Genomic DNA, 22077 nt, shown 5'->3' with positions numbered 1-22077 from the left:
GAAATTCAGATGTTCGATCTCACCGGCATGACCGCCCTCGTCACCGGCGCCTCGGGCGGCATCGGCTCGGCCATCGCGCAGGCGCTCGCGGCGCAGGGCGCGCGGCTCGCGGTGTCGGGCTCCAACGCCGACAAGCTGAACGCCTTTCGCGATACGCTCGGCGGCGATCATGTCGCGCTGCCGTGCAACCTCGGCAACGCGGCCGCGGTCGACGCGCTCGTGCCGTCGGCGGTCGAAGCGCTCGGCCAAATCGATATCCTCGTCAACAATGCCGGGGTGACGCGCGACAATCTGATCATGCGGATGAAGGACGAGGAGTGGATGGACGTCATCCGCATCAACCTCGAGGCCAATTTCCGCCTCGCGCGCGCGGCCGCAAAGCCGATGATGAAGGCGCGTTTCGGCCGCATCATCTCGATAACCAGCGTCGTCGGCGCGACGGGCAACCCCGGGCAGGCCAATTATGCCGCGTCAAAGGCGGGCGTGACCGGCATGACCAAGGCGCTGGCGCAGGAACTCGCGAGCCGCGGCGTCACCGCGAACTGCGTCGCGCCGGGCTTTATCGCCACCGCGATGACCGACGACCTGCCTGACGCGCAGAAAGAGGCACTCAACCAGCGCATTCCGGCCGGCCGGATGGGTGCTGGCGACGATATCGCCGCCGCCGTCGTTTATCTGGCGTCAAAAGAAGCGGGCTATGTCACCGGTCAAACGTTGCATGTGAACGGCGGGATGGCCATGCTGTCCTGACAGGTCGCACCTTAAGGGCGGAAGGATTCGTCGATGCACAAGGGTCTGACGGCGGGCGTTGCACTTGCCCTGGTGATGCTGCCGGGCGCCGCCCGGGCACAGGAGGGCGAGAAGTTCGATTGTGTCGTCACGTCGGTTCCGATCGGCGCCAAGAATTCGATCGGCGCTGCGATGGCGGGTGGCGGCGACGAAGCATCGCGTGAGGCCCTGTTCAAACAGCTTGGCGCGGTCACCGACGATTGCGTGACGCGCCATGGCATCGCCGCCGAGCAAAAAAGTATCTATTTCGACTACAGCCTCGCGCGCATTTCACGCGAATGGCTGATGAGCGACATCGCAAAACTCGGACTGGCGAGTGTGATCGTCGACAAGGCGCTCGATTTCGGTCCCGGCGGCGCGAACCCCGATCTGTCGGGCGACATGACCGAGGATCAGATCATGAAGATCGTTCAGGCCTATATCGAAAGCGGTGTCGACATTGAAAAAGTCGACGGCGCGGCGTGGGAAAAGGTCGGCGCCTATGCCGCCGCGACCTCGATCTACTGGAACAAGCGCAAGCGACTCGCCTTCTGAATCCGAACGGGCCGGATCCGGCTGAACCGGACCCGACCCTCGGGACGAGCGGAGAGAGGGGTTAGAAGCTCGCCCGGGCTGTCAGCCGGAAATCGCGTCCGGCCAGTGGCACATAATCCTTCGTAAAGCTGGCATGACGGCGCGCCTCGACGTCGAAGATATTGTTCGCCGAAAGGCTCAGCGTCAGATTCTTGGTGTCGGGAAGCGGGCGCCAGCTGATCGAGGCGTTGACCAACGTGAAGCCGTCGGTCGGCGTCTCGAACTGCGCGACGCGCGTCTGGTCGTCGGTCCATTCGACCTCGACGCGCGCATCGATGCGTTCGCCCTGCGCTTCGAGTCCGCCCAGCACCCGCAGCGCCGGAATGCGCGGCACGTTGCGGTCGAGGCCGGCGTTCTTGATCTTGGCGCGCGTCATGTCGGCGGTCACATCGCCGACGATGTTGAACCCGCCGATCTGCGCCAGCCGTGCGCTCGCCTCGGCTTCGAAGCCATAGACGCGCGCGTCGCGCTGGAAATATTGGAAGACGGGCAGTTCATCCTCTTCCGCGCCGGTCGCGGCCGAATAGATGAAATTGTCGAACCAGTTCGAATAGCCGGTCAGGCTGAGGTTGAAGGCGTCGGTCTTGATCTTGAACGAGGCTTCGGCGCCCCAGTTCGATTCGCGCTTGAGGTTCGGGTCACCGAGCTCGAAGCTCTGCGTCGCGATGTGCGGACCGTTCGACAGCAGTTCCTCGGCTGACGGTGCCCGGACTGCGCGCGATACCGAGACGCCGAATTTCGCGCCGTCGAATATGTCGTAGGTCGCACCGAGCGCCCCCGAGAAGCCGTCGAAGCTGCGCTCGAAGCCCACCGTCTGCGCGCGCACATTGGTCTTTTCATAGCGCGCCGCGGCTTCGAGGCCGAGCGAGCCCATCGTATATTCCTGCAGCGTAAAGAGCGCGAACTGGTCGGTCAGGTTACGCGGCACAAACGCCTCGGCACCGACCGCGTCGAAGTCGCGGTGGCTGTACTGCACGCCGCTCGCGCCGCGCCAGCCGCCGCGGTCGTTCTGCGCCAGCTCAATCCGGCCTTCGACGCCCTGGTTGGTAAAGACGGTGCCGACCTCGTCGCCTTCGAACTCGGTGTGCTTGTAATCAGCAAAGCCCGCACGGATGCGCAGCTTGTCGAAGAAGCCGTCGCCCAGCTCGACCTCGCCGCGCAGGTCAGCGCGCCATTGCTTCATCCCGATCGTGACGGGGCCTTCGCCATGCTCATGGCCGCCTTCTTCTTCCTCGCCGCCATGGTCATGCGCGGTGTTCGGCCGGTCGGGCACGCCATAATTGGTGTCGAAATAGCCGATCGAAATGCCGAGCTGCCCGCCGTCGTTGATCAGCGAGATGCCGCCGCCGGCGGTCCATGTCTCGCTTTGGGTGTTGTCGATCTTGCCGCGCTTGCCCGCCTGTGCGGTCAGTTCGGCCGCTTCGTCGGGATGCCCGTCCTCGACCGCATGTTCGGCGAGGTGGAGCAGGTCGCCGCGAATATCGGGAGCATAAACGAAGCCGCCGCTGCGCGTGTCGCCCGTCTTGCGCCAGCTGCCGTCGAGATGCGCGACGATCTGCGGGCTCAGCGCGACGTCGATCGAGCTGCCGATGTTGCGGTCGTTCGCCGCGGTCGCATAGCCGCCGATCGCGTCGATATGGACATGATCGGCGGGCACTTTGCGCGGGATGCGGCGGTCGAACATGTTCACCGCGCCGCCGATCGCCTGGCTGCCGAACAGCAGCACTGCGGGGCCGCGCAGGATTTCGATGCGCTCGACGGTCAGCGGGTCGATCGTCACTGCATGGTCGGCGGAGGTATTCGATGCGTCGATCGACCCGATGCCGTCGGTCAGCACGCGCACACGTTCGCCCGAAAAGCCACGGAGGACGGGACGCGAGGCGCCCGGCGAGAAGCTCGTCGCCGACACGCCCGGTTGCCGTGTGAGTGTGTCGCCGATCTGCCCGCGAATGTCGCGCGCCAGCTCGTCGCCTTCGAGCACCGACACGTTGCCGAGGATGTCGAGGCTGCGGACATAGGGTGCAGTGACGACGATCGGCTCGCCGGTGTGCACATCGTCATCGCTGCCCGCGGCGGCGCGGTCCTGCGCAAAGGCGGGGGCGGCGAGGAATAAGGCAAAGGTAAAACCGGCGGAGCAAAGCAAACGCATGAGGGGAGAGTCCTGTTGTTATGGCGACCTGTCGGCGCTCCAGTAATGATATACTGTTACAATCGCAACCCTTGACGTAACCCTTGGCTGTCGTTCGTCGGACTTCGATGGCCGTTGGTCGACAAAGGTCGAACATTGACAGGGCAAGCGAAGCTGTCTTGCGGGGCTGCGGGCGGCGCCCTAGATCATGCGCATGACTATTGCTGCAAACAGCCTCGACCTCATCGGCAACACCCCGCTGGTGCTGCTCAAGGGGCCGAGCGAAGCCACCGGCTGCGAAATATGGGGCAAGTGCGAATATGCCAACCCCGGCGGATCGGTGAAGGACCGCGCCGCGCTCTATATCGTCCGCGATGCCGAAGCGAACGGCAGCCTGCGCCCGGGCGGGACGATCGTCGAGGGGACCGCTGGCAATACCGGTATCGGACTTGCGCTCGTCGGCAATGCGCTCGGCTACAAGACGATCATCGTGATGCCCGACAATCAGAGCGCCGAGAAAATGGCGACGATCCGCGCCCTGGGTGCCGAGCTGGTGCTCGTTCCGCCCGCGCCGTTCGCCAACCCCGGCCATTTTGTCCACACCTCGCGCCGCATCGCCGAAGAAACCGACAACGCGATCTGGGCGAACCAGTTCGACAATATCGCCAACCGCAAATCGCATATCTTCGGCACCGCCGAAGAGATTTGGGAGCAGATGGGCGGCCGCATCGATGGCTTTACCTGCGCCGCGGGGACCGGCGGTACGATCGCGGGAACCGGACTCGGCCTGAAGGCGCACAATGCCGACATCGTCATCGCGCTCACCGATCCGCACGGCGCGGGGCTTTATAATTACTATCAGTGCGGCGAGCTGCGCGCCGAAGGCAATAGCGTCGCCGAGGGGATCGGTCAGAATCGCATCACCGCCAATCTCGACGGCGCGCCGATCGACACCCAGTTCCGCATTTCCGATTCCGAGGGGCTCGCGGTGGTCCGCCAACTGCTGGATGACGAGGGGCTATGCCTCGGCCTGTCATCGGGGATCAACGTCGCCGGCGCGATGGCGCTGGCGCGGCAGCTGGGTCCGGGCAAGCGCATTGCAACCATCCTCTGCGACAGCGGATTTCGCTATCTCTCGACGCTCTACAACCCCGAATGGCTGGCGAGCAAAGGACTGGAGACGCCAAGGGAGGCGGTGGCATGAGCGTGCGGATCGAAATCCCCTCGTCGCCCAAAGAGGCGCCATCACCACCCGCCACCGCTCCCGTCAACGACACGATGCGCCGCTTGCAGATCGGCATCGCCGGGGTGCTCACGGTGTTGCTGCTCGTCGGCATGGCCGGGTTGATCGGCGATCGCGCCCGGCAAAGCGCGGCCGGAGACACGACGGCTGCCGCCGAAGTCAAGATGCCGGGAGAGGAAGAGAAAACCAGCGGCGCGCCGCTCGAGGAATTGGGCGTCCAGGCGGTGTCGCCCTCGTCGAAGGATGAAAATGCCGCGACCCCGGTAAAGGTGCCGCAGGCGACACCACCATCGTCGACCGTGCCCGACCTTGAGCCCGATCCTGCACTCCAGCGCGCGCGCCAGTCGAACCAGTGACGGCGGCGTCGCGCCGGCCCATGCTGCGCGCTTTCATAATTGCCGCCACGATCGTTGCGCTGGCGTGGGTCGCGGGTGGACAGGCGCTGCTTGGCCGCATCGATCCCGCGCTCGCGATCCCGTTGCTCGCGCCACCGATGCTGCTTTTGGCCTGGTGGCAGCGCGGTCAGTCCGTCGCAGCGCGGCGGCGCGCCTGCCTCCTCACCCTCGCGCTTGTCGCGATAATACAGGCCTCGCTCGGCATCATGCTCGCCGGATCGGCGGCGTGGTTGCAGCTTCTCCTGGCGATCCTTGCGGGGGGCGTCGCGGCTTGGCTCGCGGACCGGCTCATCCAATGGCGCAGCCGGTTTAAATTGCTGCCGTGGCTCGCCGGATTTCTGCTCGTGATCGGCTGGTTCGGGGCGGTGCACGCGCTGCTCGGGGTCCTCTATCGGCCCGCATCGGCTTCGGCGGACGCGCCCGCCGTCACCATGCTCACCGGCCTGCCGCTGCGTTGGTCGGCAAGCCAGGGCATCGCGGCGATGATCGCCGAAGGGACGAATGACGATCCGGGGCTCGCGCGGCTGACGACGGCCGGTCCGGTGTCGCTGGTCGACAGCATCGCCGATCATGTGCCGCCGCCGGGCGGGGCGCTGTTGCTCGCACACCCGCGTGCGCTCGCGCCGCAGGAACTGGTCGCGATCGACGCGTTCGTGCGGGGCGGCGGGCGCGCGGTCATACTCGCCGATGCGCTGTCGGGCTGGCCCGCGCGCCATCCGCTCGGCGATCCGCGCAACGCACCGGTGACGAGCCTGCTCACGCCGCTGCTCGACCATTGGGGCGTGACCTTGGGCGCCGTACCCGCGCAGGAGGGCAAGCCGCTGCCGGTCGATGTCGATGGCGCGCGCCTGCGCCTGTTCAGTGCGGGACGCCTCGATCGCCTGCCGTCGGCGTGCCGCGCCTATGCCGATCGCCGCCTTGCGCAATGCCGGATGGGGCAGGGTGAGGTCTGGCTCATCGGGGATGCCGACCTGCTCTTTGCACCGCTATGGCGTCCGCTCGTTCCGGGCGCACATCATCTGCGCCAAGCCGATACGATGGAATGGCTTTCGGCCCGTCTGTGGCGCGGTGCCGGAAACAGCTTGCTGCATCCGCTCTGGATTCGCGCCCGCACCGCCTGAGTCGGGCGTATCCGCCCCAATTTACCCCGATCGAAGCATGTCTCGCGGTGCCGCTTTGCGCCGTGGGGCCGGTATTTACCCAATTCGGAGGGCATTTTGCGGTAAATGTGGGTTAGATTCCCTATTCCACCCTAAATTACCCCTTTCCACCCCGATCTATAGTTGATACTCAGGAATCGGAGAGGGGCATTCTCCACCCGTGCCGAACTAGCTGGAATCACGTGATTCCGGGGACGGGGAAGTTTTGCCCGGTGGCGCGAATACGGGGGGCAGAGCGATGGCGATTGTGACGCCCGGCCAGTATGCGGGCACCAGTTTCGCCGCGATCGATGGCAAGGGGCGCATCGCCGTCCCCTCACAGTTCCGCAACAATGTGCCCCTCATTGCGGACGGCCAGCGCGTGCTTTGGGTCGGTTTCCACGAAAAGCTGCCTTGCCTCGTCGCCTATGGCCAGGATCAGTACGACCGGCTGAACGGCGAGATCGAACGCGACCGCGAGACCGCGCGGCTGCGCAACCTCGACTTCGACGAAGATGCCGAGTTCAAGAAGCGGTTCAGCTATACCGAGCCTTATACGCTCGACGACAGCGGTCGCTTCCTTCCCAGCTTCATCCACCGCGACCGCGTCGGCGATGCCGGCGCGACAGCTTTTGTGGGCTCGGGTCGCCGCCTCGAAATCTGGTGGCTGCCGGCGCTCGCCGAATGTGCCGAGGCCGACCCGGTGCTTCAGCGCCTCGCGGCGTCATGGGACGCGACCAAGGGGAGGGGGCGAAAATGACCGATCTCCCGCGCGACCCGCGCCACGATCCGGTCCTCCGCGATGAAGTCCTTGCCGCGCTCGCCATTGCTCCCGGCGAGCGCCATATCGACGCGACCTTCGGTGCCGGCGGCTACACCCGCGCGATGCTCGCTGCGGGCGCCGACGTCATCGCGTGCGACCGCGACCCCGATGCGATTGCCGGAGGGCAGGCGCTGGTGGAGGAAGCCGGCGGCAAGCTGACCTTGATCCGCGGCCGCTTCGGCGAGATCGACCGGCTGCTTGCCGAGCGCGGGATCGATGCGGTCGACGGCATCACCTTCGATATCGGCGTGTCGTCGATGCAGCTCGATCAGGGCGAGCGCGGCTTCTCGTTCCAGAAGGACGGCCCGCTCGACATGCGCATGGCGCAGGAAGGCGAAAGCGCCGCCGACTGGCTAAACAGTGCCGACGAGCATGTCATCGCCGACGTGCTCTTTCATTATGGCGACGAGCGCCAGTCGCGCCGCGTGGCACGCGCGATTGTCGCTGCGCGTCCGCTGACCCGCACCGGCGAACTCGCGACGGTGATCCGCAAGGCGCTCCGCCATCCGCCCGGCGCGCCGAAGGATCCGTCGACGAAGAGCTTTCAGGCGATCCGCATCTACATCAATTCCGAACTCGACGAACTGATGGCCGGCCTCAACGCCGCCGAACGGCTGCTGCGTCCCGGCGGCCGGCTCGCGGTCGTGAGTTTCCACAGCACCGAGGACCGCATTGTGAAGAACTTCCTGCGCGAACGAAGCGGTGGCGATGCTGCTGGTTCGCGTCACCGGCCCGCGCCTACCCCTCTGGCGCGGGCCGCAACTTTCGAAACCCCGGCGCGCAAGGTGCGGCCGGGCAAGGCCGAAGAGGCGCGCAACCCGCGCGCCCGTTCGGCGACGCTGCGCAGCGCAGTCCGGACCGCAGCTCCGGCCCATTCGATGAAGGAGGCGATGTCATGCTGATGGCGGCCCGCAAGCTCCAGGGAATCGGCCTGGTCCTGCTCGTGCTCATCTTCGCGATGATGCTCTATCCCGTGTCGCTGAAAGTCGCGGCGACGCGCAGCGAGCTGACGCGCATCGAAAAGCAGATCGACCGCACGCGCGACAACATTCGCTACCTCGAATCTGAACTCGCGGTACGTGCGTCGATGCGCCAGCTCGAGCAGTGGAATGCGGACACCTTCGGCTATTCGGCGCCCGACGCGGGTCAGTATCTGGCAAGCGAACGCCAGCTTGCCTCGCTCGACCGCCTGCCGCGCGCCCGCGGCGCGAACGAGGTCGCGCCGGTGTTGATGGCTATGGTGTCGCCCGTCGGTACGCCTGCTGTTAGCGCGCCGAAAGAAAATCCGGTCGCCAGCAAGCCCGCGGCCGCGAAGCCCGTCGCCGCCAAGCCGGTCGTGCTCGCACAGGCCGACACCGCCATCCGCAGCGACGTGACGCCGCGGATGGCGCCGACGCGCCGCCGCGAACAGCTCAAGATGATCGAGGACCAGTTGCTCGCCGAATCGACGCTTGCCGACCTCAAGCGCGCGGCGGCCGCCGAAGCGGCAGGAGGCAAGCCCGGCCGATGAACACGCTGGTCGTCCGTCCAACGAGGGTCCGAACCGCCGGGGTGCGGCAGCAGATATTGCTGACCGCACAACAGCGTTTGATGATCCTGATGCTGCTGTTCATGGCGGCATTTTTCGTTGTCTCGGTGCGTCTCCTCTATTTCGCGCTATTCGATACCTCGTCAAGCGCCAACGCGGCGACCGCCTTCGTTCCGGCGCGCGCCGACATCGTCGACCGCAACGGCGTGCCGCTGGCGCGCACGATCGACGGCTATTCGATCCGCGTCGTCCCGTCGAAGCTGCTCAACAATCGGCAATACCTCGCCGATGAACTGCACAAGATTTTCCCCGACACCCCGCGCGAGGAACTGCTCGCCAAGGTCAGCGGATCGCGCCCGACCTATATCCGCCGCCGCGCGTTGCCCGATCAGGTCGCGGCAGTGAACGCGATCGGCGACGTCGGCTTCGACTTCCCGCGCGAAAAGGAACGCCTCTATCCGCAGCTGACCTTGGCCGCGCATGTGCTTGGCTTCACCAATGCCGAAGGGCACGGCGTCACCGGCGTCGAAGGCGCGTTCGACCAGCGGCTGATCGACAAGGCGACACGCGGTGAGCCGCTGGCGCTGTCGATCGACGCGCGCGTGCAGGGCGTGCTCGAAAGCGAGCTGAGCTCAGCGGTGGCGAACCTCGAGGCAATCGGTGGCGCGGGGATCATCCTCGACGTCCACACCGGCGAAGTCGCGGCGATGACCTCGCTACCGACCTTCAATCCGAACAAGCTGACCGGCAGCGACCCGGCGACGCGCCGCAACGCCGTCACCTATAATCTCTACGAGCTCGGTTCGACCTTCAAGCCGCTGTCGATCGCTGCCGCCATCGATGACGGCACGATCACTAGTATGGCGCGCCGCTACGACGCGTCGGCACCGCTGCCGATTGCCGGCTTCCGTATCCGCGACAGCCACCCCGGCCGCTGGTACAATGTGCCCGAGACGCTGATCGAAAGCTCGAACATCGCAACTGCGCGCATCGCTGACGAACTCGGGCGGGAAAATCTGGAGCGGCTCTTCCGCAACCTCGATTTCGACAAGCGCCCGCAGATCGACCTCAAGGAACGCGCTTTCCCGCTGTGGCCGAGGGACTGGGGCCGCGTGACCACGATGACGACCAGCTATGGCCACGGCATCGCGGTGACCCCGATGCATCTCGCGAGCGCCTATGCCGCGCTCGTCAACGGCGGCATCTACCGCCCCGCGACGCTGATGAAGCTCGGCGACAAGGCGCCGCCGCAGGGTCGCCGCGTGTTCAAGGCGGCGACCAGCGCGCGGATGCGCCAGCTCCTGCGTCTCATCGTCTCGGACGGCACCGGCAAGCAGGCGAACGCGCCGGGCTTCCGCGTCGGGGGCAAGACCGGTTCAGCCGAAAAGCCGGGCGCGGGCGGCTATCGCCGCCATTCGCTCGTCTCGACCTTCTCGGCGGCTTTCCCGATGGACAATCCGCGCTATGTGGTGATCGTGATGATCGACGAGCCAAAGGGCAACGCGTATAGTTCGGGCCAGCGCACCGCCGGCTGGACCGCAGCGCCCGTGGTGCGCAAGGTCGTGACCCGCGCGGGGCCGATGTTGGGCGTCTTCCCCGACGAAAGCCGCGACGTTGATGTCTCCGAACTCATCCCCTTGCTGCGGAGAAACGAGGAAACGCACTGATGCGTCTCACCGCGCTGCTCGAAGATCAGGCGCTGGAGGGCAGCGATCCCGTTGTTACGGGACTCGCGATCGACCATCGCAAGGTCGCGCCGGGAACTATCTTTGGCGCCTTCGTCGGTGAGAATTTCAACGGCGAGGATTTCATTGACGCCGCAGTGGAGGCGGGGGCCGTCGCGGTCGTCGCGCGGCCTGAAGCGCGTGTAGAGGGCGCGGTGCATGTCGCCGATGCCAACCCGCGCCGTGCCTTCGCACACATCGCCGCGCGCTTCTTTCACCGGTTTCCCGCGACCTGCGTCGCGGTGACGGGCACGAACGGCAAGACGTCGACGGTCGAAATGACGCGCCAACTGTGGCGGATGGCCGGGTTCAACGCCGCGTCGATCGGTACGCTCGGCATCACCACCTCGCAGGATAGCGCCTCGACAGGGCTGACGACCCCCGACATCGTCACCTTTCTCTCGAACATGTCGGGTCTCGCCGCCGAAGGCATTACCCACGCCGCCTTCGAGGCATCGAGTCACGGGCTTGATCAGTATCGCACAGAAGGTCTGTCGGTGAAGGCGGCCGCATTCACCAATCTCAGCCACGATCATCTTGACTATCACGGCACGATGGACGCCTATCTCGCCGCCAAGCTGCGGCTTTTCTCCGAAGTCGTCGCGCCCGGCGGCGCGGCGGTGATATGGGCCGACGACGAATATTCGGCGCCGGTGATCGACGCGGTGAAGGCACGCGGCGTCCGTCTGCTGACCGTCGGCACCAAGGGCGAAACGCTCCGCCTCGTTTCGCGCGAGCCGACCCAGCTTGGCCAGGCGCTCGTCATCGCGGCGGGCGACCTCACGCAAAAGGTCGACCTGCCGCTGATCGGCGCCTATCAGGTCGCGAACGCGCTCGTGTCGGCGGGGCTCGTGATCGCGACCGGCGGCGACGCGGCGCAGACGCTCGGCAACCTCGCGCGGCTGCAGCCGGTGCGCGGCCGCCTCGAACGCGCGGCGATCACCCGGACCGGCGCGCCCGTTTATGTCGATTATGCGCATACGCCCGATGCGATCGAAGCCGCGCTCGACGCGCTGCGCCCGCACGCAACCGGCCGCCTGATCCTCGTTTTCGGTGCCGGCGGCGACCGCGACCAGGCGAAGCGCCCCGAGATGGGCAAGGTCGCTGCTGCCAAGTCCGACGTGCTGATCATCACCGACGACAATCCGCGCGGCGAAGACCCCGCCGTCATTCGGGGCGCAATCGCTGCCGCTGCACCCGCTGCGCAGGTCATCGGCGACCGCCGCGCCGCGATCGCCGCCGCGATCGTCGAAGGGCGCGCCGATGACATCATCTGTATCGCGGGCAAGGGGCACGAACAGGGCCAGATCGTTGGCCGCGGCGACGCGATACGCGTCATCCCCTTCGACGACGTGACCGTCGCGCGCGAGGAGGCGGCATGAACCCGCTCTGGACCGCGCGCGCGATTGCAACTGCTACCGGGGGCGAGGCGAGCGCCGACTTCACCGTGCAGGGTGTCGCCTTCGATTCGCGCGAAGTGACGAAGGGCGACCTCTTCATCGCGATGAAAGGTGAGGCGACCGACGGCCACAAGTTCATCGACAAGGCGATTGCGGCTGGCGCCGCGGGCATTGTCTGCGAAAATGAAATCGACCATCCCCGCGTTCGCGTCGCCGATAGCGCCGAGGCGTTGAACGCACTGGGTGTCGCGTCGCGCACGCGCAGCCATAGCCGCATTATCGGCGTGACCGGCTCGGCCGGTAAGACGGGCACGAAAGAAGCGCTGTTCGCCGCGCTCGACCGCTTCCGCCCCGGCAAGGCGCACCGCTCGGTCAAAAGCTACAACAATCATGTCGGCGTGCCATTGAGCCTCGCGCGCATGCCCTCAACTGCCGATTTCGGTGTGTTCGAAATGGGGATGAGTCACGCGGGCGAGCTTGCCGAACTGACGCGCATGGTGCGCCCGCACGTCGCGATCGTCACCACCATCGCCCCGGCGCATATGGAATATTTCGGCAGCGAAGAGGCGATTGCCGACGCGAAGGGAGAGATTTTCGAAGGACTCGAACCCGGCGGCACCGCGATCGTCCCGTTCGACAGCCCGCATTATGAAAGGCTGCGCGCCAAGGCGGAAAAACACGCTGCGCACATCGTCAGTTTCGGCCTTGGCGCCGGCGCCGATGTGCGCGCGGTCGACTGGCTATCCGACGGGCGGGGCGGCTCGCTCGTCACGGCGCAGGTCCAGGATTCGCTTCTCTGCTTTACGATCGCGCAAGCGGGCGCGCATTGGGTGTCGAATTCGCTTGCCGTGCTCGCGGCCGTCAGAGCGGTTGGCGGCGACCTTCCCGCAGCCGGCCTCGCTTTTGCCGAGATGGGCGGGCTTGTCGGTCGCGGCGCGCGCCATCGCGTCGAGGTTCCGGGCGGTCACATCCTCGTCATCGACGAAAGCTATAATGCGAACCCCGCCTCGATGGCCGCCACGATCGGGCAGCTCGCGACCGAATCCGCCGACCGCAAGGTCGCGATTCTGGGTGCGATGAAGGAACTCGGGGCCGGCGGCGAGGCGTATCACGCCGATCTCGCGGCTCCGCTCGTCGCGGCGGGGGTGCAATTCGCCCTGCTTGTCGGCGAAGAGATGACGCCGCTCGCCAAAGCGCTTGAGGGACGCATCGATTTCGAGCATGTGCCCGCCCACTCGGCCGCGGTAGGGCGGCTGAAGGACCTGATCCGTCCGGGCGACGCCGTGCTGGTCAAGGGGTCGAACAGCGTCGGGCTGTCGCATGTCGTGACGGCGCTGACCAACGGGGATTATTGATGCTTTATTGGCTGGCGGAATGGCTTGGCTTTCCGGGGGCTCTCAACCTCATTCGCTACCTGAGCTTCCGCTCGGGCGCCGCGGTCGCGACCGCGATGATCCTGGGGCTGTGGATCGGCCCACGCTTCATCCTGATGCTGCGGATGCGACAGGGCAAGGGTCAACCAATCCGCGAGGATGGCCCGCAAAGCCACCTCGCCAAAAAGGGCACGCCGACGATGGGCGGGCTCATGATTCTGATCTCGCTGATGATCTCAGCCTTGCTGTGGATGGACCTTTCGAACCGATTCGTCTGGGCATGCATCTTTGTGACCGGCGGGTTCGCCGCGGTCGGCTTCCTCGACGATCTCGACAAGGTCACCAAGGCCAGCCACCGCGGGATTCCGGGGCGCGTGCGCCTGCTCATCGAATTCTTCATCGCGGGCGTCGCGGTGCTGCTGATCGTCTCGCGCACCGGAACCGACCTTTATCTGCCCTTCTTCAGCGGCGTCGTTATCCCGCTCGGGCCGCTTTATTATGTCTTTGCGATGATATTGATCGTCGGCTTCGGCAACGCTGTGAATCTGACCGACGGGCTCGACGGCCTCGCGACCTTCCCGGTGATCATCGCCAGCCTGACCTTCCTCGTTATCGTTTATCTGTCGGGCAACGTGAAGTTCGCGGGCTATCTCGGCATCCCGCACGTCCCCGGCGCGGGTGAGCTCGCGGTGTTCGCCGCTGCGATCATCGGTGCGTGCCTGGCCTTTCTGTGGTTCAATGCGCCCCCCGCGGCCGTATTCATGGGCGATACCGGCAGCCTTGCGCTCGGCGGCGCACTCGCCACGATCGCGGTGACGGCGCAGCATGAGCTTGTCCTCGTGCTCGTCGGCGGGCTGTTCGTGGTCGAGGCGTTGTCGGTGATCATCCAGGTCTTCTGGTACAAGCGCACCGGCAAGCGCGTGTTCCGCATGGCGCCGATCCACCATCATTTCGAACAACTGGGCTGGCCCGAATCCACCGTCGTCATCCGCTTCTGGATCGTCTCGATCGTCCTTGCGCTCGCCGGACTCGCGACCTTGAAACTCCGGTGATCTCCTCGCGCGCCTTTGCCGGTCGCCGCTACGCGGTGCTGGGACTGGCGCGCTCGGGTCTGGCGACTGTCGAGGCGCTCGTCGCCAGCGGCGCGGGCGTGACCGCGTGGGACGACCGTGAGGACGCGCGCGACGATGCGATGGCATTGGGCGCCGACATCGGCAATCCGCTCGAGATCGACCTGATCGGCTTCGCGGGCGTCGTCGTGTCGCCCGGCGTGCCATTGAATCGTCACCCGATCGCCGCGCACGCACGCGAGGCGCATGTGCCGGTGATCGGCGACATCGAGCTTTTTGCTGAGGCGCGTGACGAGCTGCCCGCGCACAAGGTCGTCGGCATCACGGGCACCAACGGCAAGTCGACCGTCACCGCGCTGATCACGCACATGCTCGAAAGTGCGGGCATCCCGGCGCTGATGGGCGGCAATATCGGCCTGCCGATCCTTTCGCGCGATCCGCTTCCCGAAGGCGGGGTCTACGTCCTCGAACTGTCGAGCTACCAGATCGACCTTTCACACAGCCTTGCGTGCGATGTTGCGGTGCTCACCAACCTGAGCCCCGATCACCTCGACCGCTACGACGGCTTCACCGGTTACGCCGCGTCGAAGGCGCGGATCTTCTCGCTCCAGCACCGCGATCAGGTCGCGATCGTCGCGATCGACGACGATCCGTCGAAGATGATTGCGAGCCGGATCAATCACCGCCTCCACCGCGTGTCGGCAAAGGATGTCGACCCGGTCGATCAGGCGCGCTGGCCTGCTTTGCAGGGGCCGCACAATGCCCAGAACGCCGTGTGCGCGATCGCCGTGTGCCGCGTGCTGGGGCTGAATGACGAACAGATCGAACGCGGACTCGCGACCTACAAGTCGCTGCCGCATCGTATGGAATTGGTCGGCGAAGTCGGGGGGGTCAGCTGGTTCAATGACAGCAAGGCTACCAACGCGGCTTCCGCTGCACCGGCGCTGGCGGCTTTCCCGCCGGCGCCGGACCAGCGTTTGCACTGGATCGCGGGCGGTAAGGCCAAGGGCGATGGACTCGCGGCATGCCGTCCGTGGTTCGGCCATGTCAAACGCGCCTATCTGATCGGCGAGGCGATGGAGCCGTTCGCGGCCGAAATCGGCGATGCGATTCCGGTCGAACGGTCGGGCGACATCGCGACGGCGGTGAAACAAGCCGCGGCCGCCGCGAAGCCCGGGGACATCGTGCTGCTTTCGCCGGCCTGCGCGTCGTTCGATCAGTTCAAGGATTATGAGCAGCGCGGCGATGCGTTTCGCGCCGCCGTTCAGGCGCTTGGGGCATGAGCGGGGGAGACAATATGGACAGCGCGACCGAAAGGCCGGTGATCGCCGCCACGCGCACCACGAAACGCCGCGGCCCGCGCCTCAGCCGCGCCGACCGCACGCCGCTCGGCCTGTGGTTCTGGGAAATCGACCGCGTACTGCTGCTGCTCGTGTCGATCCTTGTCGCGGTCGGGCTGGTGGCCGTGGCGGCCGCCTCGCCTGTTGCCGCACAGAAGCTGTCGACCTCGATCGCGTCGCTCGACCCGCTCTATTATTTCTACCGCCAGCTGATGTGGGTGATCGTCGGCGTGCCGGTGATGCTGATGGTGTCGATGCTGCCCAAGCCGCAGGCGCGCCGCTTCGCCATTTATGGCACTGTCGCCTTCCTGTTCCTGCTCTTCCTCGTACCGCTGGTCGGCACGTCGGTGAATGGCGCGCAGCGGTGGATCGGCAGCGGGGTATTCCGCCTTCAGCCTTCGGAGTTCCTCAAGCCTTTCTTCGCGGTCGCGCTCGCCTGGGTGCTGTCGCTTCGGCTGCACGACCAGAGCCTGCCGGTCGTGCCACTGGCGCTCGCGCTCACCGGCGTCATCGCGCTGCTCCTCATGGGCCAGCCCGACTTGGGGCAGACGGTCATCTTCGTCGCAACCTGGCTGGTGCTGGTGATGGTCGCTGGGCTGTCGATGCGGATTCTGGCCGGTCTCGCGGGAGCCGGGGTGGTCGGGCTCGTGCTCGCCTATTTCTTCTACCCGGTCGCGCAGCAGCGCATCAACATCTGGCTGTTCGCCGAGGGTGACAGCTTTCAGGTCGACAAAGCGCATGCGACGCTGACCGCCGGCGGCCTCATTGGCACCGGCCCCGGTGCGGGGCTCGCCAAGTTCCAGCTGCCCGAGGCGCACACCGACTATATCTTCTCGGTCATCGGCGAGGAGTTCGGGATGATCGCGTGCATCGCGATCGCGGTCCTCTATCTCGCGATCATCGTCCGCGTCCTCGTCCGCCTGCTCGATGAGGAAGACAGCTTCCTGATCCTCGCGGTCGCGGGCCTGATCGCGCAGTTCGGCGGGCAGGCGGTGATCAACATGGCGGTGAACACGCAAATCTTCCCGTCGAAGGGGATGACCTTGCCCTTCATCAGCTATGGCGGCTCTTCGTTCATCGCTTTGTCGATCGGCATGGGTTTGCTCTTGTCGCTGACCCGGCGAAACCCCTATGCGGCACGGGTGTCGATGACCCGAAACTGGAACAAGAAATGACCGCAACTCGCCACTTCCTTCTCGCCGCGGGCGGGACGGGGGGACATATGCTGCCCGCCTACGCCCTCGCGGGCGAACTGATTTCGCGCGGGCACCGCGTCGCGCTGGTCAGCGACGACCGCGGGCTCAAGATTCCCGGCGCCCCTGCCGAGATGGAAACGCACGTCCTGCCTGCCGGTCGCGTATCGGGCGGCCCTGTCGGCTGGCTCAAGGCCGCGCTCGCGATCCGTAAGGGTCGCCGCATGGCGATCGACCTGATCAACGAGTTCGACCCGGCGGTCGTCGTCGGCTTCGGCGGCTATCCGTCGCTTCCCAGCCTGCTTGCCGCGGGCGCGATGAAGCGGCCGCGCGTGCTCCACGAACAGAATGCCGTGCTCGGCCGCGTCAACCGGATGATGTCGCCGCGCGTCGACGCGGTTGCGGTCGCCTATCACAACATCCAGCGCTACCCCGAGGGGTATGAACTCAAGAAGCATATCACCGGCAATCCGGTGCGCGACGAAATCATCGCAATCCGCGAAGATGGCTACCCGCCGCTTCCCGAGGACGGCATTGTTCGCCTCCTCGTCGTCGGCGGCAGCCTTGGTGCGACGGTGCTCAGCGAGGTCGTTCCCGCCGCCATCGCGATGTTGCCCCCCGCGCTGCTCAGCCGCCTGCAAGTCGTGCAGCAGTGCCGCGAGGCCGATCTGGAAACGGTGCGCGCCAAATATGCCGAACTCGGCGTTGCCGCCGAATGTGCCCCCTATATCGCCGATTTCCCCGAGCGGCTGCGCTGGGCGCATCTCGTGATCGCGCGGGCGGGCGCTTCGACCGTCGCCGAGCTCGCCTGCGCGGGTCGCCCGGCGATCTTCGTCCCCTATCCGCACGCGATGGACGACCACCAGACATATAATGTCGTCGACCTCGTCGAAGCGGGCGGGGCGATCGCGTTTCAGCAACCCGATTTCACCCCGGCCGAGGTTGCGAAGCATATCCAGCGCATGGCGCTCGAACCCGGCGCGCTCGAAGCGGCGGCCGAACGCTCGGCGAGCTGCGGCCTTCCCGACGCGACGCGCGATCTTGCCGACCTTGTCGAATCGCTCGTCGCGCCGCCGATGATGGACGTGATCCGCGTCGGTGCGTCCTCTGGCCAGCGCGCGGCCGCAAGCGGCATGGCCTCCGCCCGCACGGGAGATAAATGATGCGCGGCGTCGCGACCGACATCGGCACCATCCATTTCATCGGCATCGGCGGCATCGGCATGTCGGGCATTGCCGAGGTGATGCACAACCTTGGCTATCAGGTGCAGGGCAGCGACATCGCCGACAGCTACGTCGTCGAGGGTCTGCGCAAGCGCGGGATCAAGGTCGCGATCGGGCATCAGGCGTCGAACGTCGATGGCGCCCAGGTCGTCGTCACCTCGACCGCGGTCAAGCGCGGCAATCCCGAGGTTGAGGCGGCGCTCGCCGGCCGCATCCCGCTCGTCCGCCGCGCCGAAATGCTCGCCGAGCTGATGCGCCTGAAATCGACCGTCGCGATTGCGGGTACGCACGGCAAGACGACAACGACCAGCCTCGTTGCGGCCTTGCTCGACGCGGGCGGGATCGACCCGACCGTGATCAACGGCGGCATCATCAACAATTACGGCTCGAACGCGCGCCTCGGCGCCAGCGACTGGATGGTCGTCGAGGCCGACGAGAGCGACGGCAGTTTCCTGCGCCTCGACGGCACGATCGCGGTCGTCACCAACATCGACCCCGAACATCTCGACCATTATGGCAGCTTCGACGCGATCAAGGACGCGTTCGTCGAGTTTATCGAGAATGTGCCCTTCTATGGCGCCGCGATGCTCTGCCTCGACCATCCCGAGGTGCAGGCGATCATCCCGCGCATCCGCGACAGGCGCATTATCACCTATGGTTTTTCGGCGCAGGCCGACGTGCGCGGCACCAATGTGACGCCCGGCCCCGACGGCAACCGCTTCGACGTCGTCGTTCGCGACCGCGACGGTCACAGCCGCACGATCGAGGGCATTCATTTGCCGATGTCGGGCCGCCACAATGTCCAGAACTCGCTGGCGGCGATCGCCGTCGCCCTCCACATGGGCGTTTCCGACGACAAGATCGTGTCGGGCTTCGACGGCTTCGCCGGGGTCAAGCGCCGCTTCACCAAGGTCGGCGAGATCACCGCGGGTGACGGCGTTGTAACGGTGATCGACGATTATGCGCATCATCCCGTCGAAATCCGCGCTGTTCTGTCCGCCGCACGCGAAGGCGTCGGCGCGGGCCGCGTCGTCGGCGTCGTCCAGCCGCACCGTTTCACGCGTCTCCGCGATCATATGGACGATTTCCAGCAGGCGTTTAACGACGCCGACATCGTGCTGGCGCTGCCCGTCTATGCGGCAGGTGAAGCGCCGATCGACGGCGTGTCCTCGGATGCCCTGGTTGAAGGTCTGCGCGATCGCGGCCACCGCCAGGCGAATGTCGTCGCCGATGCCGAGGCGCTGGCCTCCGCCATCGCTGCGAGCATCGCCGCGGGCGATCTCGGCGCAGGCGATAAGATCATCTGTCTCGGCGCAGGCGACATCACCAAGATGGCGGCGGGCCTCGCCGCCGCGGTGGAGGCGGCATGAGCATGGCTGATACCCTTCCTGCCGTGCGCGGCAAGCTGACGGCGAAGGCGCCGCTGGCGCCGCTCGTCTGGTTCAAGTCGGGCGGCCCTGCCGACTGGCTGTTCGAGCCGAAGGATGTCGGAGACCTAGCAGATTTTCTTCGCCACCTCGATCCCGCGATCCCTGTGATGGCACTCGGTCTCGGATCGAATCTGATCGTCCGAGATGGTGGTTTTCCGGGCGTTGTCGTCCGATTGGGCAAGCCATTTGCCAAAGTGACCCGCGATTGGGATCCAGACGACCATGTTACGCTTGAGTGTGGCGGAGGCGCATCGGGCATCTTGGTTTCCTCGACGGCGCGTGATGCCGGAATCGCGGGGCTGGAATTCCTGCGCTCGATACCCGGCACGGTCGGCGGCTTCGTGCGCATGAACGGCGGCGCTTATGGTGGTGAGGTCAAGGATATATTGGTGGACTGCGAAGTCGTGCTGCGTTCGGGCGAATGCCGGACGCTGTCGCTCGCCGATCTGGATTATAGCTATCGCCATTCCGAATTGCCCGATGGCGCGATTGTCGTGCTGGCCCGTTTCCGTGGACATCGCGGCGAGAGCGAAGCCATCCAGGCCGAAATGGATCGTATCTCGGCGAGCCGCGAGGCCTCGCAGCCGTTGCGCTCGAAAACCGGCGGCTCGACCTTCAAGAACCCCGACGGCCACAAGGCGTGGCAGCTTGTCGATGAGGCCGGATGCCGCGGTTTCGCGGTCGGCGGCGCGCAGGTCAGCGAGAAACACACCAATTTCCTCATCAACACCGGCGATGCGACCAGCGCCGATATCGAAGCACTCGGCGAGGAAGTCCGCCGCCGCGTGAAGGACAAGAGCGGCATCGAACTGCAATGGGAGATTCAGCGCGTGGGAGTGGCGAAGTGAGCCGGGGTCCGTGGCATGTCGCCGTCCTGATGGGCGGCTGGTCGGCCGAACGCGAAGTGTCGCTGATGAGCGGCAATGGCGTCGCCGACGCGCTGGAAAGTCGCGGCCATAAGGTCACGCGCATCGATATGGACCGCGACGTTGCATTGCGGCTGGCCGAGGCGAAGCCCGATGTCGTGTTCAACGCGCTCCACGGCGTTCCGGGTGAGGATGGCACCGTGCAGGGCATGCTCGACCTGATGAGCCTTAAATATACGCACAGCGGCCTCGTGACCTCGGTGATCGCGATCGACAAGGAATTGACGAAGCAGGCGCTCGTGCCGCATGGTATTCCGATGCCGACGGGGACGATGGTCGACAGCGAAAGCCTCTTTACAGTCGACCCCTTGCCGCGCCCCTATGTGCTCAAACCCGTCAACGAAGGCTCGTCGGTCGGCGTCGCGATCGTTAAGGACGACAGCAATTACGGCAACCCGATCGCGCGCGAAGCCGTGGGCCCTTGGCAGGAATTCGACCGGCTGCTCGCCGAGCCCTTTATCAAAGGCCGCGAGCTGACCGTCGCGGTGCTCGGCGGCACGGCGCTTGCCGTCACCGAACTGCGTGTGAAGTCGGGCTTTTACGACTATGACGCCAAATACACCGAAGGGCTGACCGAACATGTCTGCCCCGCCGACGTGCCCGATGAGGTGGCGCAGCGGATGAAGGATCTGGCGATCCAGGCGCACCGCCTGCTCGGCTGCAAGGGCGTATCGCGCTCGGATTTTCGCTGGGACGACGAACATGGCCTCGCGGGGATATTCCTGCTCGAGGTCAACACCCAGCCGGGCATGACAGCGCTCAGCCTCGTGCCCGAACAGGGGCGCGCGGTAGGCATGGATTATGCCGAACTGGTCGAACGCATCGTGGGGGAAGCGTTATCATGAGCAAGACACAGATCAAGCGGGGGAAGGCGCCGCCGCGCCGCCCGGCGCGTGCGCCGAAGAAGCGGCGGAAGGTCCAGGCCTCGCGTCTCAACGCGATCATCAACGCGCTGCCGATCAGCCCGCAGCGGCTGCAGAAGGTCGCCAACTGGACGATCGGGCTCAGCCTGTGCGCTGTCGTCGCGATCGGCGCGCATGCCACCGGCGTGACCGCAAAGATCCACGAGGAATATGCGCAGGCGGTCGGCCGCGCCGGTTTCCAGGTCAAGAAGGTCGAGGTGGTCGGCGCCGACCGCATCGACCGGCTGAAAGTCTATGACATCGCGCTGGCGCAGAAGGACCGCTCGATGGCGGCGGTCGACCTCGAGGATGTCCGCGGCGACCTGATGCGCTACGGCTGGATCAAGGATGCGCGCGTGTCGCGGCGTCTGCCCGACACGCTCGTTGTCGATATCGTCGAGCGCACCCCTGCGGCAATCTGGCAGCATAATAACCGCCTGTCGCTCATTGACGAAAAAGGCGTCGTGCTCGAACCCGTAACGGTCGCGACGATGCCCGACTTGCCGCTCGTCATCGGGCCGAAGGCGAACCAGCGCTCGCAAGACCTCGACCGGCTGCTGACCGAGGCGAGCAGCCTCAAGGAATTGCTCGCGGGCGCGACCTGGGTCGGCAATCGCCGCTGGGACCTGCGCTTCCGTAGCGGCGAAACGCTCTCGCTTCCCGAAGGCGAAGCCGAGGCGAAGGCGGCGCTCGCCAAATTCGCGCATATGGACGGCGCCAACCGCTTGCTCGGGCGCGGCATATTGCGCTTCGACATGCGCGATCCCGCGCGGTTCGTGCTACGCCTTCCGCACGAAGGGCAGGTAGCACCCGCAAAGCTCGACGATGCGCGCGCCGCGGTCGACGCCGTCGCCGAAGCCTCGGCGGAGAAGGGATAA

General features: G+C 65.9%; 20 protein-coding genes. 19 read left to right on the top strand and 1 reads right to left on the bottom strand.

What is annotated here, in order from left to right; all coding sequences use genetic code 11:
* Positions 1 to 9 precede the first annotated feature (9 nt).
* Together fabG and ASD73_RS08160 are read left to right on the top strand one after the other, a co-directional pair.
* On the top strand, positions 10 to 750 hold the full coding sequence (gene fabG, locus ASD73_RS08165) for a 3-oxoacyl-[acyl-carrier-protein] reductase (RefSeq protein ID WP_056371349.1): 741 nt from the start codon (positions 10 to 12) through the stop codon (positions 748 to 750).
* A 33-nt stretch (positions 751 to 783) separates the two neighbouring features.
* Positions 784 to 1323, top strand: coding sequence for a hypothetical protein (locus ASD73_RS08160; RefSeq protein ID WP_056371347.1), 540 nt, complete (start codon positions 784 to 786; stop codon positions 1321 to 1323).
* Between the two features lie 61 nt (positions 1324 to 1384).
* Here the strand turns inward: ASD73_RS08160 and ASD73_RS08155 are convergent, their stop codons facing one another.
* Complete coding sequence (locus ASD73_RS08155; protein ID WP_056371345.1) at positions 1385 to 3511, bottom strand: TonB-dependent receptor; 2127 nt, start codon at positions 3509 to 3511, stop codon at positions 1385 to 1387.
* A gap of 193 nt (positions 3512 to 3704) precedes the next feature.
* Here ASD73_RS08155 and ASD73_RS08150 point away from each other — a divergent pair, with 193 nt between their 5' ends.
* From ASD73_RS08150 to ASD73_RS08070, 17 genes are all read left to right on the top strand, one after another.
* Positions 3705 to 4694 (top strand): cysteine synthase A, encoded by a 990-nt coding sequence (locus ASD73_RS08150; RefSeq protein WP_056373375.1) that lies wholly within the window; start codon positions 3705 to 3707, stop codon positions 4692 to 4694.
* A complete protein-coding gene (locus ASD73_RS08145; protein ID WP_056371343.1) occupies positions 4691 to 5089 on the top strand; it encodes a hypothetical protein in 399 nt (132 codons plus the stop codon). The genes ASD73_RS08150 and ASD73_RS08145 overlap by 4 nt, the downstream gene beginning before the upstream one ends.
* Before the next feature lie 20 nt (positions 5090 to 5109).
* The gene (locus ASD73_RS08140; RefSeq protein ID WP_056373373.1) at positions 5110 to 6249 is read left to right on the top strand and encodes a Gldg family protein; all 1140 of its coding nucleotides are present in this window, start codon (positions 5110 to 5112) and stop codon (positions 6247 to 6249) included.
* A 277-nt stretch (positions 6250 to 6526) separates the two neighbouring features.
* Positions 6527 to 7027 (top strand): division/cell wall cluster transcriptional repressor MraZ, encoded by a 501-nt coding sequence (locus ASD73_RS08135; RefSeq protein ID WP_056371341.1) that lies wholly within the window; start codon positions 6527 to 6529, stop codon positions 7025 to 7027.
* A complete protein-coding gene (rsmH, locus tag ASD73_RS08130) occupies positions 7024 to 7992 on the top strand; it encodes a 16S rRNA (cytosine(1402)-N(4))-methyltransferase RsmH (protein ID WP_056371338.1) in 969 nt (322 codons plus the stop codon). Before ASD73_RS08135 ends, rsmH begins: the two co-directional genes overlap by 4 nt.
* Complete coding sequence (locus tag ASD73_RS08125) at positions 7986 to 8600, top strand: hypothetical protein (protein ID WP_056371337.1); 615 nt, start codon at positions 7986 to 7988, stop codon at positions 8598 to 8600. Before rsmH ends, ASD73_RS08125 begins: the two co-directional genes overlap by 7 nt.
* A complete protein-coding gene (locus tag ASD73_RS08120) occupies positions 8597 to 10285 on the top strand; it encodes a peptidoglycan D,D-transpeptidase FtsI family protein (protein WP_056371335.1) in 1689 nt (562 codons plus the stop codon). The genes ASD73_RS08125 and ASD73_RS08120 overlap by 4 nt, the downstream gene beginning before the upstream one ends.
* Entirely contained in the window at positions 10285 to 11724 is a 1440-nt protein-coding gene (locus ASD73_RS08115; RefSeq protein WP_056371333.1) for a UDP-N-acetylmuramoyl-L-alanyl-D-glutamate--2,6-diaminopimelate ligase, read from the top strand. The genes ASD73_RS08120 and ASD73_RS08115 overlap by 1 nt, the downstream gene beginning before the upstream one ends.
* Positions 11721 to 13097, top strand: coding sequence for a UDP-N-acetylmuramoyl-tripeptide--D-alanyl-D-alanine ligase (locus ASD73_RS08110; protein ID WP_056371331.1), 1377 nt, complete (start codon positions 11721 to 11723; stop codon positions 13095 to 13097). Before ASD73_RS08115 ends, ASD73_RS08110 begins: the two co-directional genes overlap by 4 nt.
* Positions 13097 to 14167 (top strand): phospho-N-acetylmuramoyl-pentapeptide-transferase, encoded by a 1071-nt coding sequence (gene mraY / locus ASD73_RS08105; RefSeq protein WP_056371329.1) that lies wholly within the window; start codon positions 13097 to 13099, stop codon positions 14165 to 14167. The genes ASD73_RS08110 and mraY overlap by 1 nt, the downstream gene beginning before the upstream one ends.
* Positions 14164 to 15468: a UDP-N-acetylmuramoyl-L-alanine--D-glutamate ligase gene (gene murD / locus ASD73_RS08100; RefSeq protein ID WP_056371327.1), complete on the top strand. Its 1305-nt coding sequence runs from the start codon at positions 14164 to 14166 to the stop codon at positions 15466 to 15468. Before mraY ends, murD begins: the two co-directional genes overlap by 4 nt.
* A complete protein-coding gene (locus ASD73_RS08095) occupies positions 15465 to 16700 on the top strand; it encodes an FtsW/RodA/SpoVE family cell cycle protein (RefSeq protein WP_200934913.1) in 1236 nt (411 codons plus the stop codon). The genes murD and ASD73_RS08095 overlap by 4 nt, the downstream gene beginning before the upstream one ends.
* The gene (gene murG / locus ASD73_RS08090) at positions 16697 to 17881 is read left to right on the top strand and encodes an undecaprenyldiphospho-muramoylpentapeptide beta-N-acetylglucosaminyltransferase (protein ID WP_056371325.1); all 1185 of its coding nucleotides are present in this window, start codon (positions 16697 to 16699) and stop codon (positions 17879 to 17881) included. Before ASD73_RS08095 ends, murG begins: the two co-directional genes overlap by 4 nt.
* Positions 17881 to 19311: a UDP-N-acetylmuramate--L-alanine ligase gene (gene murC / locus ASD73_RS08085; protein ID WP_056371324.1), complete on the top strand. Its 1431-nt coding sequence runs from the start codon at positions 17881 to 17883 to the stop codon at positions 19309 to 19311. The genes murG and murC overlap by 1 nt, the downstream gene beginning before the upstream one ends.
* Complete coding sequence (gene murB, locus ASD73_RS08080) at positions 19308 to 20219, top strand: UDP-N-acetylmuramate dehydrogenase (RefSeq protein WP_056371322.1); 912 nt, start codon at positions 19308 to 19310, stop codon at positions 20217 to 20219. The genes murC and murB overlap by 4 nt, the downstream gene beginning before the upstream one ends.
* Positions 20216 to 21142, top strand: a complete 927-nt coding sequence (locus ASD73_RS08075) for a D-alanine--D-alanine ligase (protein ID WP_056371320.1) — start codon at positions 20216 to 20218, stop codon at positions 21140 to 21142. Before murB ends, ASD73_RS08075 begins: the two co-directional genes overlap by 4 nt.
* Positions 21139 to 22077 carry a cell division protein FtsQ/DivIB gene (locus ASD73_RS08070; RefSeq protein ID WP_056371319.1) on the top strand — a complete coding sequence of 313 codons (939 nt, stop codon included), beginning with the start codon at positions 21139 to 21141 and terminating at the stop codon, positions 22075 to 22077. Before ASD73_RS08075 ends, ASD73_RS08070 begins: the two co-directional genes overlap by 4 nt.

The organism is Sphingopyxis sp. Root154 (assembly GCF_001427105.1).
Classification (GTDB): Bacteria; Pseudomonadota; Alphaproteobacteria; order Sphingomonadales; family Sphingomonadaceae; genus Sphingopyxis.
This window is presented reverse-complemented; position numbering and strand designations above follow the sequence as displayed.